We start from the raw sequence: 18,276 nt of genomic DNA, 5'->3' as shown, positions 1-18,276 counted from the left end.
TTCACAGAAAGGAACGCCCTATGCAATTCGCTCACGCCGGGACGCCTGCGCGTAAAAAATCGAAGTGGTGGCAAAGCGACGCGCTGAAATGGCTGGTGGTCGGCCTGTTCAGCCTGGTGACCTGCTACCTGATTGTGTTGATGTATGCACAGGGTGAATACCTGTTCGCCATCCTGACGCTGATCCTGGTCAGCGCCGGGCTTTACGTCTTCGCCAACCGCCGCGCCTACGCCTGGCGCTATGTGTATCCCGGCGTCGCCGGCATGGGATTGTTCGTCCTGTTCCCGCTGATCTGCACCATCGCCATCGCCTTTACCAACTACAGCAGCACCAACCAGCTGACGTTTGAGCGCGCGCAATCGGTATTGATGCAGCGTCAGTTCCAAAGCGGCAAAACGTTCACCTTCGGCCTCTACCCGGCGGAAAACCAGCAGTGGCGCCTGCAGCTGACCTCGCCGGACAGTGAACAGCCGCTGATTTCCGAGCCTTTCCGCCTCGACGCGACGCCGCCGCTCCCCCTGAAATTGACGGCCCAGAGCGCCGCGCCGCAGGGCGAACCCGCCACGCTGCGGGTGATCACCCAGAACCGGCAGGCGCTGAGCCAACTGGTGGCGCAGCTGCCGGACGGCGATGAATTGCGCATGAGCTCCCTGCGCCAGTTCTCCGGCACCCGCCCGCTGTATGCGCTGGACCAAGACGGCAGCACGCTGACCAATAACCAGACTCAGGTGCGCTACCGGCCGAACGGCGACATCGGCTTCTATCAGGCGATCAACGCCGACGGCGGCTGGGCGCAGGAAACCCTGAGCCCAGGCTATACCGTCACCACCGGCTGGAAAAACTTCCTGCGGGTGCTGCAGGACGAGGGCATCAAAAAACCGTTCGTGTCGATCTTCATCTGGACCCTCGTGTTCTCGGTGATGACGGTGATCCTTACCGTGGCGGTCGGCATGGTGCTGGCCTGCGTGGTGCAGTGGGAGGCGCTGAAAGGCAAGGCTATCTACCGCGTGCTGCTGATCCTGCCCTATGCGGTACCGTCGTTCATCTCGATCCTGATCTTCAAAGGCTTGTTCAACCAGAGCTTCGGCGAGATCAACATGATGCTCAGCCACCTGTTCGGCATCAAACCGGCCTGGTTCAGCGATCCGCTCACCGCCAAGAGCATGATCCTGATCGTCAACACCTGGCTCGGCTACCCGTACATGATGATCCTGTGCATGGGGCTGCTGAAGGCAATCCCGGACGACCTGTATGAGGCCTCGGCGATGGACGGCGCCAACCCGTGGCAAAACTTCTTCCGCATCACCTTCCCGCTGCTGATCAAGCCGCTGACGCCGCTGATGATCGCCAGCTTCGCCTTCAACTTTAACAACTTCGTGCTGATCCAGCTGCTGACCAACGGCGGCCCGGACATGATCGGCACCACCACGCCGGCCGGCTATACCGATCTGCTGGTCAGCTACACCTACCGCATCGCCTTCGAAGGCGGCGGCGGGCAAGACTTCGGGCTGGCGGCCGCCATCGCCACGCTGATCTTCCTGTTGGTGGGCGCGCTGGCGATCCTGAATTTGAAAGCCAGCAAGATGAACTTCGATTAGGGAGAATAACGATGGCCATGGTTCAACCCAAATCCCAGCGCCTGCGCCTGTGGATGACCCACATTTTGATGCTGTGCTTTATCGCCCTGATCATGTTCCCGCTGCTGATGGTGGTGGCCATCTCGCTGCGCGCCGGCAACTTCGCCACCGGCAGCCTGATACCGGAAACCCTCTCCTGGGATCACTGGCGGCTGGCGCTCGGCTTCAGCGTCACCCACGCCGACGGCAGCGTCACCCACGCCGACGGCAGCGTGACGCCGCCGCCGTTCCCGGTGCTGCTGTGGCTGTGGAACTCAGTCAAGATCGCGGCGATCACCGCCATCGGCATCGTGACGCTGTCCACCACCTGCGCCTACGCCTTCGCCCGCATGCGTTTTCGCGGCAAGAGCACGCTGCTGAAAAGCATGCTGATCTTCCAGATGTTTCCAGCGGTGCTGTCGCTGGTGGCGCTGTACGCCTTGTTCGATCGCCTGGGCCAGTACATTCCGTTTATCGGCCTCAACACCCACGGCGGCGTAATCTTCGCCTATATGGGCGGCATCGCGCTGCATGTCTGGACCATCAAGGGCTATTTCGAAACCATCGACAATTCGCTGGAAGAGGCGGCGGCGCTGGACGGCGCCACGCCGTGGCAGGCGTTCCGGCTGGTGCTCCTGCCGCTGTCGGTGCCGATTCTGGCGGTGGTGTTCATTCTGTCGTTTATCGCCGCCATCACCGAGGTGCCGGTGGCGTCGCTTCTGCTGCGCGATGTGAACAGTTACACGCTGGCGGTGGGCATGCAGCAATATCTCAACCCGCAGAACTACCTGTGGGGCGATTTCGCCGCCGCCGCGGTGCTGTCGGCGATACCGATTACCGCCGTGTTCCTGCTGGCGCAGCGCTGGTTGGTGGGCGGCCTGACGGCCGGCGGCGTGAAGGGGTAATTTGTGCCACTGCAGTGCGTTTGATGTTTTTCCTTATCTTTTACCCTATGGATTTCAAGTTACAGCCAGGCGACCAGCTCGCTAAGCCCAGGCGCTTACTTCAGTAAGTAACTGGGGTTAGCGAGTGCAGTCAACAACGCTGTCGCTTGAAAGACGACGGGTAATGATATCCTGTGTCTTTGGCGGCCTTTGGCCGCCATTTTTATCGCTACTCCCGTTTCAGCCGATCGGTGTTGGCCAGATAGAGCGTCACCACCAGCACCAATATCGCCGCCGCGTAGATCAGGGTGTCGATGGGATTTTTGTGATCCACGATAATCAAACGAATAATCGCGGTAATGCCGATATAAATAAAATAGCGCAGCGGGAAATGATAACCCGACTCAAAATACTTGACGATCAAGGCGATAAATTCAAAGTACAGAAAATAAATCACGATGCCTTCAATCAACAGGTAAGAGGACGACTCTTCACTGTTGATAAATAACACCTTCGCCAGATGGATGGTTTCCTTAACCAGAAACACCACCAGAATTGCCGCCAGCAGCAACAGGCCCACGTTCAGCACTCGCTGCAGCCCTTTCGCTATCATTATCGAACGCGACGTTTTTGCCATAAAACCTCTCTCTGAATACCGCTTATATGATTCAACCTTGCCAATATAGGCATTGTCCTAAAAATTACGCCCTTCGCGAAAGCACTTTAAACCCCATTTAATTCATAAAGTTATAATAAGATGTTTCTGGCTTATAGATTTGTAGCAAATCGAAATGTCAACTATCATGGGTCACAGAGATCTTTACATAAAACCAATAACCTCGAATTAACAAGGGAATTCTTTATGCGCGCTAAACTTAACGGACTGGTCGCTGCGGGCCTGTTTACCTGTGCATTGTCCGGCCACGCCGCCGGCCTGGTAGCCCCTGACAACGATCTGCGTAACGATCTCGCCTGGTTGTCTGACCGCGGCGTCATCAACGTCAGCCTGTCCACCTGGCCGCTGAGTCAGGAAGAGATCAGTTCCGTTATCGCGCAGGCCAAACCGGTCACCAATACCGAGAAAAACGTCATCGACCGCGTGCAACGCCGCGTTGACGCCCTCAAAGCCAACATCCGCGTCAGCGGTTACGCCTCGACCGATAAACCCGGCACCCCGCAGGGCTTCGGCCAAAACGAGTACGCCGACGATCGCCTGACCATCGGCGCCGGCGCCAACGGCGAGTTCTGGGACGTGCGTCTGCAGGGCTCGGTGGAAGGCGACCAGCGCGTCAGCGACGGCTCCAAATTCAATATGAACGGCTCCTACGGCGCGGTGAAAATCTGGAACCAATGGCTCTCCTTCGGCGAGGTCTCCCAGTGGTGGGGCCCGGGTTACGACGGCAGCCTGATCCGCTCCGACGCCGCGCGCCCGGTCGCCGGCTTTATGCTGCAGCGCGCCGACCAATCGCCGTTTGAAACGCCGTGGCTGTCGTGGATCGGCCGCTGGCAATACCAGTTGTCCGCCGGTCAGCTGTCGCAGTACGCTGCCGTGCCGGATACCAAACTGATCGGCGGTCGCCTGACCATGATGCCGACCGATTTCCTGGAGCTGGGCGCTTCGCGCGTCATGATGTGGGGCGGTGATGGCCGTCCGCACTCCTGGCGTTCCTTCTGGGATGGCGTAACCGGCAACGACAATACCGGCGATCCGAAAAACGATCCGGGCAACCAGTTGGGCGGTTTTGACTTCAAACTCAAACTGCAGCCGCTAGTCGGCATGCCGGTCAGCCTTTATGGCCAAATCACCGGCGAAGATGAAGCCGGCATGTTGCCTTCGCATAATGCCTATATGTTGGGGCTTGAAGGCCATCCGGAATGGGGTCCGACCACCATCAACTGGCATATCGAAGGTTCTGATACCCGTTCTAACGGCAACGCCAACAACGTGATGTACAACCACTACATCTATCGGGGCGGTTACTACCAGCAAGGTTACCCGCTGGGCCATGCGATGGGCGGCGACGGCCAGATGCTGTCCGGTCGCGTCGAGCTGGTGCTGGACGACAGCCAGCGTTGGAGCACCCGCTTGGTATACGCCAAGGTGAATCCGAACAACCAAACCATCAACCGGGCATTCCCGCGTTCCGATACGCTGAAAGGCATTCAGCTCGGCTGGGGTTACACCTTCCCGTCACAGGTTAAGTTCGACACCAGCCTGTGGTACACCGACAGCGATCACAGCACCGCCGATGACGTGGGCGCCGGCGTCAGCTTCGAAGTGCCGATCAACCTGTAACTTTTCGCAGACGTAAAAAAACCCGCCGCGGCGGGTTTTTTTATTGGCTCAGATCAGGCGATTAGCGCCATTCCTTGAAGCGGTTGATCAGCGCATTGGTCGAGCTGTCGTGGCTGCTGATTTTCTCGCTGCCCGCCAGTTCCGGCAGGATGCGGTTGGCCAGCTGTTTGCCCAACTCCACGCCCCACTGATCGAAGGTGAAGATGTTCAGGATTGCGCCCTGGGTGAAGATCTTGTGCTCGTACAACGCAATCAGGCTGCCCAGGCTGAACGGGGTGATTTCACGCAGCAGGATCGAGTTGGTCGGACGGTTGCCTTCAAACACTTTGAACGGCGCCACGTGTTTGACCTGCTCAGGGGTTTTACCCTGCGCCGCGAACTCGGCTTCCACCACTTCCAGCGACTTGCCGAACGCCAACGCTTCGGTCTGGGCAAAGAAGTTGGACAGCAGTTTGGCGTGGTGATCGCCCAGCGGGTTATGGCTGATGGCCGGCGCGATGAAATCGCACGGCACCAGCTTGGTGCCCTGGTGGATCAGTTGGTAGAACGCGTGCTGACCGTTAGTGCCCGGCTCGCCCCAGATGATCGGGCCGGTCTGGTAATCCACCGGATTGCCGTTGCGATCGACGTACTTGCCGTTGGATTCCATGTTGCCCTGCTGGAAGTAAGCGGCAAAACGGTGCATGTACTGATCGTACGGCAGAATGGCTTCGGTTTCGGCGCCGAAGAAGTTGTTGTACCAAATACCGATCAGCGCCAGCAGCACCGGCAGGTTTTTCTCCGCCGGCGTTTCGGCGAAGTGCTTATCCATGGCGTGCGCGCCGCTCAGCAGCTGCTCGAAGTTGTCGTAACCGATGGACAACGCGATCGACAGACCGATCGCCGACCACAGCGAGTAACGGCCGCCGACCCAGTCCCAGAATTCGAACATGTTGTCGGTATCGATGCCGAACTCGGCCACCGCTTTGCCGTTGGTGGACAACGCAGCGAAATGCTTGGCCACGTGTTGTTGATCGACGGCGCTGCTCAGGAACCAGTCGCGCGCGCTGTGGGCGTTGGTCATGGTTTCCTGAGTGGTGAAGGTTTTGGACGCCACCAGGAACAGCGTGGTTTCCGGGTTCAGCGGCTGCAGCGTTTCGGCGATGTGGGTGCCGTCAACGTTGGAGACGAAGTGCATGTTCAGGTGGTTTTTATAAGGGCGCAGCGCTTCGGTCACCATGTAAGGGCCGAGATCCGAACCGCCGATGCCGATGTTCACCACGTCGGTGATCGGCTTGCCGGTGTAGCCTTTCCACTCGCCGCCGATGACGCGCGCGCAGAACTGTTTGATCTTGGCCAGCACCGCGTTCACTTCCGGCATCACGTCTTTGCCGTCGACCAGGATCGGGCTGTTGCTGCGGTTGCGCAGGGCAATGTGCAGCACCGCGCGATCTTCGGTGCGGTTGATCTTCTCACCGGCGAACATCGATTTGATGGCGCCTTGCAGATCGGTTTCTTTCGCCAACGCCTGCAGCTTCTCCAGGGTTTCCTGCGTGATGCGGTTCTTGGAATAGTCCACCAACATTTGATCGTTGAAGGTCGCGGAGAACCTGGAGAAACGATCGCTGTCCTCGGCGAACAGGTCGGCGATCCGTACGTCTTTCATCTGTGCATAATGTTGCTGCAGGGCTTGCCAAGCAGCGGTTTGACTAGGATTGATATTTTTCATAGCAACACTCTTAGGCTTGAGAATAAAAATGACGCGTTTGTCCGATTGTAGCCTGTTCGACTGTGATTATGATCGCTTTTCTTGCGATAGGCGCTAACTGTCAACGCATTGCCGCCTCGTTTCAGCTTTCACTCTATACTTTTGGCTAACGGCCTGTTATCGGGGTTGCCGAATTGTCATCAGGCTGTGTCATCGTCGCTTATTTCGTCATTTGAAAGGGATCTCGCTTATGGAATTATCCGCCCCACTCATGTTGGTGCTTATCGGCCTGGCGTCGCTGCTGGCGCAGTGGCTGGCCTGGCTGCTGCGCCTGCCGGCCATCTTGCCGCTGCTGCTGTTCGGCATCGTGCTCGGCCCGACGGTGCATCTGGTGCAGCCGGATCTGCTGTTTGGCGATCTGCTGTTTCCGCTGGTGTCGCTGTCGGTGGCGATCATCCTGTTCGAAGGGGCGCTGACGCTGCGTTTCGAGGAAATTCGCGGCCTTGGCGGCGTGGTGCGCAATCTGGTCACCGTCGGCATGCTGGTCACCTTTCTGGTCATCAGCCTCGCCAGCTGGTGGCTGCTGGATTTCCCGCCGGAGCTGGCGGCGTTGATCGGCGCGGTGACGGTGGTGACCGGGCCGACGGTGATCGCCCCGCTGATGCGCGTCGTGCGGCCGAACGCTAATATCAACCAGGTGCTGCGCTGGGAAGGGATCGTCATCGATCCGGTCGGCGCCATCTTCACCCTGCTGGTGTTCGAGTTCATCGTGCTGAAGCAGAATGCGGAATCCTATACCCACCTGTTTTGGACGCTGGGCGTGACCGCCGCCGTCGGCCTGATCGCCGGCGCGCTGTTCGGCTACCTGCTCGGCCTGGCGCTGCGCCGCGTCTGGCTGCCGCGCTACCTGCAGAACCTGGCGGTGCTGGCGATCATGCTGACCGCCTTCGGCGTTTCCAACGCCATCGCCGACGAATCCGGTTTGCTGACCGTCACGGTCATGGGTATCTGGCTGGCCAACATGCGCGACGTGGACACCAGCGATATTCTGGCGTTCAAAGAAGAGCTGTCGGCGATCCTGATCTCGGCGCTGTTTATCATTCTGGCGGCGCGGCTCGACATCCAGGCGCTGTGGAACATGGGCTGGCCGCTGCTGCTGCTGCTGCTGGCGGTGCAGTTCATCGCCAGGCCGCTGTGCATCGCGGTGTCGACCTGGCGCTCTTCCCTGCACTGGCGCGATCGGCTGCTGCTGTGCTGGATCGCCCCGCGCGGCATCGTCGCCGCGGCGGTCAGCTCGCTGTTCGCGCTGACGCTGCAGCGCAGTGGCTATCAGGGTGCCGACCGGCTGGTGACCGTGGTGTTCGCCATCATCATCGGCACCGTGGTGTTGCAAAGCCTGACCAGCGGCATGATGGCGCGCTGGCTGCGGGTGCAGCAGCAGAAACCGCGCGGCGTGCTGATCGTCGGCGCCAACAGCGTGGCGCGCATGCTGGCGCAGGCGCTGATCAAGCTGAACGTGCCGGTGATCGTCACCGACAGCAGCTGGGAATACTACCGTCAGGCGCGCATGGACGGCATTCCGGCCTACTATGGCCACGCCTACTCCGAACACGCCGAGAACTATCTCGATCTGAGCAATATCGCCCAGGTGCTGGCGCTGTCGCCCAATCGTCACCAAAACGCGCTGGCCGTCTATCACTTCGGCCACCTCTTCGGCGAGGATCACGTGTTCGCCATTCGTTCGGGGGCGCCGTTGAAAGGGCGCGGCGCCAGCGCGGAAAGTTCGCGTTTCCGCCGGCACGAAATTTTATTTAATCAGGAAGCCACCTACGGCCGTCTGAGCAGCCTGCTCGCCAGGGGGGCCACCATCAAAGCGACCAAATTGAACGAAAATTTCGGTTGGTTGGAGTATTTGGAAAAACATCAGGGCGTTATCCCGTTATTCAGCCAAAAGGAAGACGGTTCTCTGCAACCGATTGGCGCCGGTTCCACGCCTGCGATGCCCTGTACGCTTATCGCGCTGGTGCAAGATGAAAATCCCTCACCGTCTGTACGTTGACAGAATGACGATAACCGGCTATTCCTAACAGCCTACTTGCGCACCCGGTGCGCAAGCCAGAAGAGGCGCGTCGCCCAGGTAGAGTGTCAGAGGAGCCGTTTCTCCGTTGACGGCACCCGAGGGGGAGCGACGCCGAGGTAGGGTAATGGCCGGCCATTATCGTATCGACTACAGGGGCTGAATCCCCTGGGTTGTCACCAGGGGATCGCCCGCAGGGCGATCGACAAGGTGGGGCGCTTCTGGGTGTATCGTAGCCTGACCTCTACGCCTGCCCCCTGTTTACCGCTCTCCCCTTGTGCCAAGGCTATGGAATTACAGTGCCCCAAACGGGCATCCCTGACACGAGGTTTCTACATGAACCAAGCAGTACCCCAGAATTCCACCGTGGTAGCCAAGTTCGGCGGCACCAGCGTCGCCGACTTTGAAGCCATGAACCGCAGCGCCGACGTCGTGCTGGCCAACCCGCAGGTCCGCCTGGTGGTGTTGTCCGCCTCGGCGGGCGTCACCAACCTGTTGGTCGCCCTGGCCGAAGGTTGCGAGGCCGAGAAGCGCAACTACCAGCTTGATGAAATTCGTCGCATCCAGTACGCCATCCTCGATCGCCTCGCGGCACCTGCGGTGATCCGCGACGAGATAGACCGCCTGCTGGAAAACATCGCCATGCTGTCGGAGGCCGCGTCGCTGGCCACCTCGACGGCGTTGACCGACGAGCTGGTCAGCCATGGGGAGCTGATGTCCACCCTGCTGTTCGTTGAAATCCTGCGCGCCCGCAACGTGCAGGCCGAATGGTTCGACGTGCGTAAAGTGATGCGCACCGACGATCACTTCGGCCGCGCCGTGCCGGACAGCACCGCGCTCAGCGAACTGGCGCAGGCGCAGTTGCGGCCGCGTCTGCAAGAGGCGCTGGTGGTCACCCAGGGCTTTATCGGCAGCGAACCGAAAGGCCGCACCACCACGCTCGGCCGCGGCGGCAGCGACTATACCGCCGCGCTGCTCGGCGAGGCGCTCGGCGTCGGCCGGGTGGATATCTGGACCGACGTGCCGGGCATCTACACCACCGATCCGCGCGTGGTGCCGGCAGCCAAGCGCATCGATAAAATCGGTTTCGAAGAGGCGGCGGAAATGGCCACCTTCGGCGCCAAAGTGCTGCATCCGGCCACCCTGCTGCCGGCAGTGCGCAGCGATATTCCGGTGTTCGTCGGCTCCAGCAAGGATCCGGCGGCCGGCGGCACGCTGGTGTGCAACACCACCGAGAACCCGCCGCTGTTCCGCGCGCTGGCGCTGCGCCGCAAGCAAACGCTGCTGACGCTGCACAGCCTGAACATGTTGCACGCGCGCGGCTTCCTGGCCGAGGTGTTCAATATTCTGGCGCGCCACAATATCTCCGTCGATCTGATCACCACCTCGGAAGTCAGCATCGCGCTGACCATGGACACCACCGGCGCCACCTCCGTCGGCGGCAGCCTGCTGACCACCTCGCTGTTGACCGAGCTGTCGTCGCTGTGCCGGGTGGAGGTGGAAGAAAACCTGGCGCTGGTGGCAATCATCGGCAACCAGCTGTCGCGGGCCTGCGGCGTGGGCAAAGAGGTGTTCGGCGTGCTCGATCCGTTCAACATCCGCCTGATCTGCTACGGCGCCAGCAGCTATAACCTGTGCTTCCTGGTGCCGGGCGAAGAAGCCGAGCAGGTGGTGCGCACCCTGCACCACAACCTGTTCGAATAAGTCATTATCCCTGATTGCGGGCGCAGCATGCTGCGCCCCTGCGTCTAAAAAATCCGTTCAAAACCGGCAGGGGTTCAGCTTGTTGAACCCGCAAAAAAACACAACCACACCCACCGTTCTCAATCTGGCTAAGGAAAACCTGCATGCTGGCAATACTCACGCGCTTATTCCCCCTCTGGGCGATACTGCTGTCCGTCGCCGCCTATTACACGCCGAACACCTTTACCGGCATCGGCCCCTACGTCAGCCCGCTGCTGATGCTGATCATGTTCGCCATGGGCGTTACGCTGCGGCTCGACGACTTCAAACGCGTGCTGGCGCGCCCCGGCCCGGTGGCGGCAGGCATCTTCCTGCATTATCTGATCATGCCGCTGGCGGCCTGGATCCTGGCGATGCTGTTCCGCATGCCACCGGATCTGTCCGCCGGCATGGTGCTGGTGGGCAGCGTGGCCAGCGGCACCGCGTCCAACGTGATGATCTACCTGGCCAAGGGGGACGTGGCGCTGTCGGTGACCATCTCGGCGGTCTCGACGCTGGTGGGGGTGTTCGCCACGCCGCTGTTGACCCGCCTGTACGTCGATGCCGAAATCAGCGTCGATATCATGGGCATGCTGCTCAGCATCCTGCAGATCGTGGTGATCCCGATCGGCCTGGGCCTGATCGTCCACCATACCCTGACCCAAACGGTGAAGCGCATTGAGCCGCTGCTGCCGGCGCTGTCGATGGTGTGCATCCTGGCGATCATCAGCGCGGTGGTGGCGGGCAGCCAAAGCCACATCGCCTCGGTCGGCCTGGTGGTGATCGTCGCGGTGATCCTGCACAACGGCATCGGTCTGTTGAGCGGCTACTGGGGCGGCAAGCTGTTCGGCTTCGACGAATCCACCTGCCGCACGCTGGCGATTGAAGTCGGCATGCAGAACTCCGGGCTGGCGGCCACGCTGGGCAAAATCTACTTCTCGCCGCTGGCCGCGCTGCCGGGCGCGCTGTTCTCGGTCTGGCACAATCTCTCCGGCTCGCTGCTGGCGGGTTATTGGTCCGGACGCCCCATCAAGAAAAAATAAACCGCCTGCGGGGACGCAAACATTTGCGTCCCCGTTCTTCTCTGCGAAATTTCGTATTTCCCACTGGTCGGATTGTCATAATTCCCCCCATCCTCTATCATCCGTGAAAAATAAAAATTCAGATTCTTCCTATCCATGCCGATAATGTTGGCAAGGGGGAGAGACGCTCCACTTTTTTTAATTAATTAAGTCACCAGGGTTGCCCGCCAAAAAAGAAGCAGCCTAATTATTATTTAGATCTATACCCACCGTCTTATTTGCTGCGGCAAATCGAGATACCTCGCAATGTGCATGTCGCTCATTATTTCGGGCCGGCCGTCGGTCGCCCGTGGTTAACCTCATGGATTGGGCTGGCTGCCCCGGCAGCCTCTCATAATGGATTACAATGATAAAAAAAATCACCGCCTTGATGCTGCTGGTCAGCACGGCCCTTTCCGCTGAAACCCTGCCGGATTCCCACATGATGCGGGATATGTCGATGGGGGAATCACGCCGCGCGCTGCAAGACAGCACGCGTGAAGTCAACCAGCTGATTGAACAGCGCCGCTATCAGCAACTGAAGCAACAGCGCCTGCTGGCGGAACCGGAACCGGCCGCGCCCGCCCTGCCGCAATCCGCGCAGTGCCTGCCGATCGCCGGCGTTTACCTGCAAGGCATTACCCTGCTCTCGCCGGCCGATTTGTCGGCCCTGAGCGCGCTGCCGGAAAACTGCATCAGCAGCAACGATATCAATCGCCTGACCCGCGAATTAACGCGCCTTTATGTGCAAAAAGGCTATATCACCGCGCGCGTGCAAATTGTTCGCCCTAATTCGCAGGGGGAATTGGGGCTGAGCGTGACCGAAGGATTTATCGAGAAAATAGAAGGCGGCGATCGCTGGGTCAACAGCCGATTATTATTTCCTGGGCTGGAAGGCAAGCCGCTGAAATTAACCGAACTCGATCAAGGATTGGATCAGGCCAATCGTTTGCAATCGAATACCACCAAGCTGGATATATTACCCGGCCGCCAGGTTGGCGGTTCGGTCATTCGTTTGCGCAATCAGCACGCCAAGCCCTGGCTGATTACCGCCGGCACGGATAATTACGGCCAGAAAAGCACCGGCCAGTGGCTGGCGCGCGCCACCGCCACGCTGGACAGCCCGTTCGGCCTGTCGGACTTCGTCAGCCTGAACGCCAACAGCACGTTGGAAAACCCGGCTCACCGCTACAATCGCGCCTACACCCTGCTCTATTCGCTGCCGTACGGCGCGTTCACCTTCAGCGGGTTCGCCAGCTTCTCGTCCTATGAGAACCACCAGCAGCTGCCGCACAACGTGGTCAAACTGCACGGTCAGACTCAACAGTACGGGCTGCGCAGCGACTACGTGTTTTATCGCGACCACGATCAGATAGACAGCCTGAGCGGCCAGTTGACCTACAAGCGCATCGACAACTACTTCGAAAGCGTGCGTCTTGAGGTCAGCAGCCCAACGCTGACCCTGGCCGAGCTGAGCGCCAGCCACCTGCAAATTCTGCCCCATGGGGTATTCAGCGCCAACCTCAGCGTCGAGCAGGGCCTGCCCTGGCTGGGCGCCGATCGCCACCCGAGTTCGGTGCACCTCGACAGTCAATTCACCAAGGGCAAGCTGTTCGCCAACCTGAGCCAGCGCCTCAAGCTGGGTGACGCCACCTATCAGCTCAACAACCTGTTCTACGGCCAATACAGCCGCGACCCGCTGCCCGGCGTGGAGTGGCTTAGCCTTACCGATCGCAGCGCCGTGCGCGGCTTCAGCCGCAGCACCCAGTCCGGTGACAACGGCTGGTATCTGCAGAACACGCTGTCGCGCAGCTTCAATTTAGGCGCCGCCACGCTGACGCCGCGCCTTGGCGCCGACGTCGGCCGCATTCTGCCGCGTCAGGACAACTCGGGCTGGCGCAGCAGCGCCGGGGTGAGCAGCGGCGCCACGTTACGCTACCGGCAGGCGCTGGTCGATCTGGAGGTCAGCCGCGGCTGGATTTTGTCGAACCACGCCACGCCTGAAGATCCCGTTCAGGTGCTGGCGCGCTTTTCTTACACCTTTTAATCAGCAGTTTTGCAGGACCCCACGGCAATATACGGAGATACATGGATGAAAAATAATAACTTCAGACTTTCGGCGGCAGGCAAACTGGCCGCCGCGCTGGCGATAATTCTCGCCGCTTCCGCCGGCGCCTACGCCGGTGAGATCGTCGCGGCCAACGGCGCCAACGGCCCCGGCGTTTCCACCGCCGCCACCGGCGCCCAGGTGGTCGACATCGTCGCGCCGAACGGCAACGGGCTGTCGCATAACCAATATCAGGACTTCAACGTCAACCAGCCCGGCGCGGTGCTGAACAACTCCCGCGAGGCGGGGCTGTCGCAGTTGGCCGGCCAACTGGGCGCCAACCCCAATCTGGGCGGGCGCGAAGCCAGCGTGATCCTCAATGAAGTGATCGGCCGCAATCCGTCGCTGTTGCACGGCCAGCAAGAGATCTTCGGCATGGCGGCCGACTACGTGCTGGCCAACCCGAACGGCATCAGTTGCCAGGGCTGCGGGTTCATCAACACCAGCCGCTCCTCGCTGGTGGTCGGCAACCCGCTGGTGGAAAACGGCCTGCTGCAGGGTTACAGCACCCTGGGCAACCGCAACACCCTGAGCCTCAACGGCACCCTGAACGCCGGCGGCGTGCTGGATCTGATCGCGCCGAAGATAGACAGCCGCGGCGACGTCATCGTACAAGACTTCACCCACCGCAACGGCAAAGTGACGCCGGCGGCGATCAACGCCATCAGCGGCCTTAACCGCGTGGCGCGCGACGGCAAGGTGCTGGCCAGCGAGCAACCGACGACCGCGCTGGACAGCTACTACCTCGGCAGCATGCAGGCCGGGCGCATCAACATCATCAACACCGCGCAAGGCAGCGGCGTGAAGCTGGCCGGCAAGCTGACCGCCGGCGACGAGCTCAAGGTGAAGGCCTACGACATTCGTAGCGAAAGCCGCGTTGAAGATGCCGGCAGCAACCGCAACGGCGGCGACAACTACCAGAACTACCGCGGCGGCATCTACGTCAACGATCGCAGCAGCAGCCAGAAGCTGATCCGCACCGAGCTGAAAGGCAAGAACATCAGCCTGGTGGCGGATAACCACGCGCACCTCACCGCCACCGATATTCGCGGCGAAGACATTACCCTGCAGGGCGGCAAGCTGACGCTCGACGGCCAACAGCTGAAGCAAACCCAAGGTCACACCGACAACCGCTGGTTCTACTCCTGGCAATACGACGTCACCCGCGAGCGCGAGCAGCAGCAGCAGGCGGGCAGCACCGTCGCCGCCAGCGGCAACGCCAAACTCGTCAGCACACGGGAGGACGTGACGCTGCTGGGCGCCAACGTCAGCGCCGATCGGGCGCTGAGCGTCAAAGCGGCGCGCGACGTGCACCTCGCCGGGCTGGTGGAGAAGGATAAGTCCAGCGAACGCGGCTACCAGCGCAACCACACCTCCAGCCTGCGCACCGGCAGTTGGAGCAGCAGCGACGAAAGCGAAAGCCTGAAGGCCAGCGAACTGCGCAGCCAGGGCGAACTGACGTTGAAAGCCGGCCGCAATGTCGCAACCCAGGGTGCCAGGGTCCACGCCCAGCGCGATCTGACGATCGACGCAGACAACCAGATCCAGATCGGGGTGCAGAAAACCGCCAACGCCAAAGCGGTGCGCGATGACAAAACCTCCTGGGGCGGCATCGGCGGCGGCGACAACAAGAACAACAGCAACCGCCGCGAAGTCAGCCACGCTTCCGAACTGACCAGCGGCGGCACGCTGCGCCTGAACGGCCAGCAAGGCGTCACCATCACCGGCAGCAAGGCGCGCGGCCAGAAAGGTGGCGAAGTCACCGCCACCCACGGCGGCCTGCGCATCGACAACGCGCTGAGCACTACCGTGGACAAAATCGACGCGCGCACCGGCACCGTGTTCAACATCACCAGCAGCTCGCACAAGGCCGACAACAGCTACCAGAGCAGTACCGCCAGCGAACTGAAGTCCGACACCAACCTGAAGCTGGTCAGCCGTAAGGATACCGACGTGATCGGCAGCCAGGTCGCCAGCGGCGGCGAACTGGACGTCACCTCACAGACCGGCAACATCAACGTCAAGGCCGCCGAGCAGCAGCAGAACATCGACGAGCAGAAGACCGCGCTTACCGTCAACGGCTACGCCAAAGAAGCCGGCGACAAGCAATACCGCGCCGGTGTACGCATCGAACACACCCGCGACAGCGAGAAAACTACCCGCACCGAGAACCGCGGCGCCACCCTCAGCGGCGGCAGCGTGAAGCTCGAAGCGGATAAGGACGTGACCTTCAGCGGCTCCAAATTGGTCGCCAACAAAGGCGACGCCAGCGTCAGCGGCAATAAGGTTTCGTTCCTGGCGGCCGACGACAAAACCACCTCGAACACCGAGCAGACCAAGGTCGGTGGCGGTTTCTACTACACCGGCGGCATCGACAAGCTCGGCAGCGGCGTAGAGGCCGGTTACGAGAACAGCAAAACGCAGGCGCAGAGCAGCAAGGCCGTCACCTCCGGCAGCGACGTCAAAGGCAACCTGACTGTCAACGCCCGTGACAAATTGACCCAGCAAGGCGCGCAACACAGCGTCGGCGGCGCCTATCAAGAAAACGCCGCGGGCGTCGATCATCTGGCCGCCGCCGACACTACCAGCAGCACCACCACTAAAACCGACGTCGGCGTGAACATCGGCGCCAACGTCGATTACAGCGCCGTCACTCGTCCGGTCGAGCGTGCGGTCGGCAAGGCGGCCAAGCTGGACGCCACCGGCGTCATCAACGACATCGGCGGCATCGGCGCGCCTAACGTCGGCCTGGATATCGGCGCACAGGGCGGCAGCAGCGAAAAACGCAGCAGCAGCTCGCAGGCGGTGGTCAGCTCGGTGAAAGCCGGCAGCATCGACATCAACGCCAAAGGCGAAGTGCGCGATCAGGGCACGCAATATCAGGCGAGCAAAGGCGCGGTCACGCTGACGGCGGACAGCCACCGCAGCGAAGCCGCGACAAATAGCCAGGAAGAGCAGAGCCGCGATACCCGCGGCAGCGCCGGCGTGCGCGTCTACACCACCACCGGCAGCGATCTGACCGTGGACGCCAAGGGCGAAGGCGGCACCCAGCGCAGCAACAGCAGCGCCAGCCAGGCGGTGACCGGCTCGATCGACGCGGCCAACGGCATCAACGTCAACGTGAAAAAAGACGCGGTCTATCAGGGTACCGCGCTAAACGGCGGCAGCGGTAAAACCACCGTCGACGCCGGCGGCGATATCCGTCTTGATCAGGCCAGCGACAAACAGAGTGAGAACCACAGCGGCTTTAACGTCAAAGCCTCGGCGAAGGGCGGTTTCACCGCCGACAGTAAAAACTTCGGCGCCGGGTTCGGCGGCGGCACCCACAACAGCGAAAGCAGCAGCAGCACCGCGCAGGTCGGCAACGTCAGCGGCCAACAGGGTGTGGAGCTGAAGGCGGGCCGCGATCTGACGCTGCAGGGCACCGACGTCAAGAGCCGGGGCGACGTCACTCTGAGCGCGGGCAACCAGGTCGCGCTGCGGGCGGCGGAATCAACCCAAACGCGTAAGGAGAGCAAGCTGTCCGGCAATATCGATCTGGGCGCCGGCAGCAGCGACAGCAAGGAAAAAACCGGCGGCAGCCTCTCCGCCGGCGGCGCATTCGACATCGCCAAGGTGAATGAGTCCGCGATAGAACGCCAGGGCGCCACTATCGCCTCAGACGGCAATGTCACCCTGTCCGCCAATGGCAAAGGCGATGACGCGCTGCATCTGCAGGGCGCCAAAGTCAGCGGCGGCAGCGCCGCGCTCGAGGCGAAAAACGGCGGCATCCTGCTGGAGTCCGCCAAAAACGAGCAGCATAAAGACAACTGGAATCTGGGCATCAAAGCCAACGCCAGAGGCGGCCAAACGTTCAACAAGGACGCCGGCGGCAAGATCGATCCGAACACCGGCAAAGACACCCATACGCTGGGGGCCGGTCTGAAGGTCGGCGTGGAACAGCAGGATAAAACCACCCACGCCAACGCCGGCATCACTGCGGGCGACGTGGCGATCAACAGCGGCAAGGACACCCGTCTCGCCGGGGCGCGCGTCGATGCCGACAGCGTCCACGGCAAGGTGGGCGGCGATCTGCGCATTGAAAGCCGCAAAGACGTTGAGAAAGGCGTGAAGGTGGATGTGGATGCCGGCCTGAGCCACAGCAACGATCCGGGCAGCAGCGTCACCTCCAAGCTGTCGAAGGTGGGCACACCGCGCTACGCCGGTAAGGTGAAAGAGAAACTGGAGGCCGGAGTAAACAAAGTGGCCGACGCCACCACCGACAAGTACAACAGCGTGGCGCGTCGCCTCGATCCGCAGCAGGACACCACCGGCGCGGTCAGCTTCAGCAAGGCCGACGGCAAAGTCACGCTGCCGGCAACGCCGGCCGGTGAAAAACCGCAAGGCCCGCTGTGGGATCGCGGCGCACGCACCGTCGGCGGCGCGGTGAAAGACAGCATCACCGGTCCGGCCGGTCGCCAGGGGCACCTCAAGGTCAATGCCGACGTGGTGAACAACAACGCGGTTGGCGAGCAGTCGGCGATTACCGGCAAGAACGGCGTGGCGCTGCAGGTCGGCGGCCAAACCCAACTGACCGGCGGCGAGATCCGCAGCCAGCAGGGCAAGGTGGAACTGGGCGGCGGAAAGGTCAGCCAGCAGGACGTCAGCGGCCAGCGCTATCAGGGCGGCGGCCGCGTCGATGCGGCCGCCACGATCGGCGGGCTGTTAGGCGGCGCGGCGAAGCAAAGCGTCGGCGGCAACGTGCCGATCGCCAGCGGCCATGCGTCAACTCAGCAAGCGGACGCCAAAGCCGGGGTGTTCAGCGGCAAATAACTCGCCCCCCAACG

The 18,276-nt window shown here is 61.3% G+C and carries 10 protein-coding genes and 1 riboswitch; of the genes, 8 read left to right on the top strand and 2 right to left on the bottom strand.

Annotation, left to right across the window (positions count from 1 at the left end; all coding sequences use genetic code 11):
* The first annotated feature begins 20 nt into the window (after positions 1 to 20).
* Complete coding sequence (malF, locus tag H7A77_RS18830) at positions 21 to 1,598, top strand: maltose ABC transporter permease MalF (protein ID WP_042785469.1); 1,578 nt, start codon at positions 21 to 23, stop codon at positions 1,596 to 1,598.
* 11 nt (positions 1,599 to 1,609) lie between these two features.
* On the top strand, positions 1,610 to 2,521 hold the full coding sequence (gene malG / locus H7A77_RS18825) for a maltose ABC transporter permease MalG (RefSeq protein WP_182074502.1): 912 nt from the start codon (positions 1,610 to 1,612) through the stop codon (positions 2,519 to 2,521).
* A 208-nt stretch (positions 2,522 to 2,729) separates the two neighbouring features.
* On the opposite strand, the gene psiE is transcribed toward malG, so the two are convergent.
* Positions 2,730 to 3,137, bottom strand: a complete 408-nt coding sequence (psiE, locus tag H7A77_RS18820) for a phosphate-starvation-inducible protein PsiE (RefSeq protein WP_015379238.1) — start codon at positions 3,135 to 3,137, stop codon at positions 2,730 to 2,732.
* A 225-nt stretch (positions 3,138 to 3,362) separates the two neighbouring features.
* Here psiE and H7A77_RS18815 point away from each other — a divergent pair, with 225 nt between their 5' ends.
* On the top strand, positions 3,363 to 4,796 hold the full coding sequence (locus H7A77_RS18815; RefSeq protein ID WP_042785470.1) for a capsule assembly Wzi family protein: 1,434 nt from the start codon (positions 3,363 to 3,365) through the stop codon (positions 4,794 to 4,796).
* A 61-nt stretch (positions 4,797 to 4,857) separates the two neighbouring features.
* Here H7A77_RS18815 and pgi read toward each other — a convergent pair whose 3' ends face one another.
* A complete protein-coding gene (pgi, locus tag H7A77_RS18810) occupies positions 4,858 to 6,504 on the bottom strand; it encodes a glucose-6-phosphate isomerase (RefSeq protein WP_033651205.1) in 1,647 nt (548 codons plus the stop codon).
* Positions 6,505 to 6,733: 229 nt separating this feature from the next.
* Between pgi and H7A77_RS18805 the strand changes: the two genes are divergently transcribed.
* From H7A77_RS18805 to H7A77_RS18785, 5 genes are all read left to right on the top strand, one after another.
* Positions 6,734 to 8,542, top strand: coding sequence for a sodium:proton antiporter (locus H7A77_RS18805; protein ID WP_004936687.1), 1,809 nt, complete (start codon positions 6,734 to 6,736; stop codon positions 8,540 to 8,542).
* A 52-nt stretch (positions 8,543 to 8,594) separates the two neighbouring features.
* Positions 8,595 to 8,789: riboswitch (Lysine riboswitch) on the top strand.
* 107 nt (positions 8,790 to 8,896) lie between these two features.
* The gene (gene lysC / locus H7A77_RS18800; protein WP_164106565.1) at positions 8,897 to 10,264 is read left to right on the top strand and encodes a lysine-sensitive aspartokinase 3; all 1,368 of its coding nucleotides are present in this window, start codon (positions 8,897 to 8,899) and stop codon (positions 10,262 to 10,264) included.
* Positions 10,265 to 10,407: 143 nt separating this feature from the next.
* On the top strand, positions 10,408 to 11,325 hold the full coding sequence (gene panS, locus H7A77_RS18795) for a ketopantoate/pantoate/pantothenate transporter PanS (RefSeq protein WP_182074501.1): 918 nt from the start codon (positions 10,408 to 10,410) through the stop codon (positions 11,323 to 11,325).
* A 385-nt stretch (positions 11,326 to 11,710) separates the two neighbouring features.
* On the top strand, positions 11,711 to 13,390 hold the full coding sequence (locus H7A77_RS18790) for a ShlB/FhaC/HecB family hemolysin secretion/activation protein (RefSeq protein WP_033651202.1): 1,680 nt from the start codon (positions 11,711 to 11,713) through the stop codon (positions 13,388 to 13,390).
* Positions 13,391 to 13,435: 45 nt separating this feature from the next.
* A complete protein-coding gene (locus tag H7A77_RS18785) occupies positions 13,436 to 18,262 on the top strand; it encodes a hemagglutinin repeat-containing protein (RefSeq protein ID WP_182074500.1) in 4,827 nt (1,608 codons plus the stop codon).
* Positions 18,263 to 18,276: the final 14 nt, after the last annotated feature.

Source organism: Serratia sp. ME47, assembly GCF_903970925.1.
Lineage (GTDB): Bacteria > Pseudomonadota > Gammaproteobacteria > Enterobacterales > Enterobacteriaceae > Serratia > Serratia ureilytica.
Note: the sequence above shows the minus strand (reverse complement) of the source record. Positions and strands in the feature narration are given on the sequence as shown.

Bases quoted from the DNA above. Each gene is read 5' to 3' on its own strand.
- malF (WP_042785469.1), top strand. From the start codon at position 21: ATGCAATTCGCTCACGCCGGGACGCCTGCGCGTAAAAAATCGAAGTGG.
- malG (WP_182074502.1), top strand. From the start codon at position 1,610: ATGGCCATGGTTCAACCCAAATCCCAGCGCCTGCGCCTGTGGATGACC.
- psiE (WP_015379238.1), bottom strand. From the start codon at position 3,137: ATGGCAAAAACGTCGCGTTCGATAATGATAGCGAAAGGGCTGCAGCGA.
- H7A77_RS18815 (WP_042785470.1), top strand. From the start codon at position 3,363: ATGCGCGCTAAACTTAACGGACTGGTCGCTGCGGGCCTGTTTACCTGT.
- pgi (WP_033651205.1), bottom strand. From the start codon at position 6,504: ATGAAAAATATCAATCCTAGTCAAACCGCTGCTTGGCAAGCCCTGCAG.
- H7A77_RS18805 (WP_004936687.1), top strand. From the start codon at position 6,734: ATGGAATTATCCGCCCCACTCATGTTGGTGCTTATCGGCCTGGCGTCG.
- lysC (WP_164106565.1), top strand. From the start codon at position 8,897: ATGAACCAAGCAGTACCCCAGAATTCCACCGTGGTAGCCAAGTTCGGC.
- panS (WP_182074501.1), top strand. From the start codon at position 10,408: ATGCTGGCAATACTCACGCGCTTATTCCCCCTCTGGGCGATACTGCTG.
- H7A77_RS18790 (WP_033651202.1), top strand. From the start codon at position 11,711: ATGATAAAAAAAATCACCGCCTTGATGCTGCTGGTCAGCACGGCCCTT.
- H7A77_RS18785 (WP_182074500.1), top strand. From the start codon at position 13,436: ATGAAAAATAATAACTTCAGACTTTCGGCGGCAGGCAAACTGGCCGCC.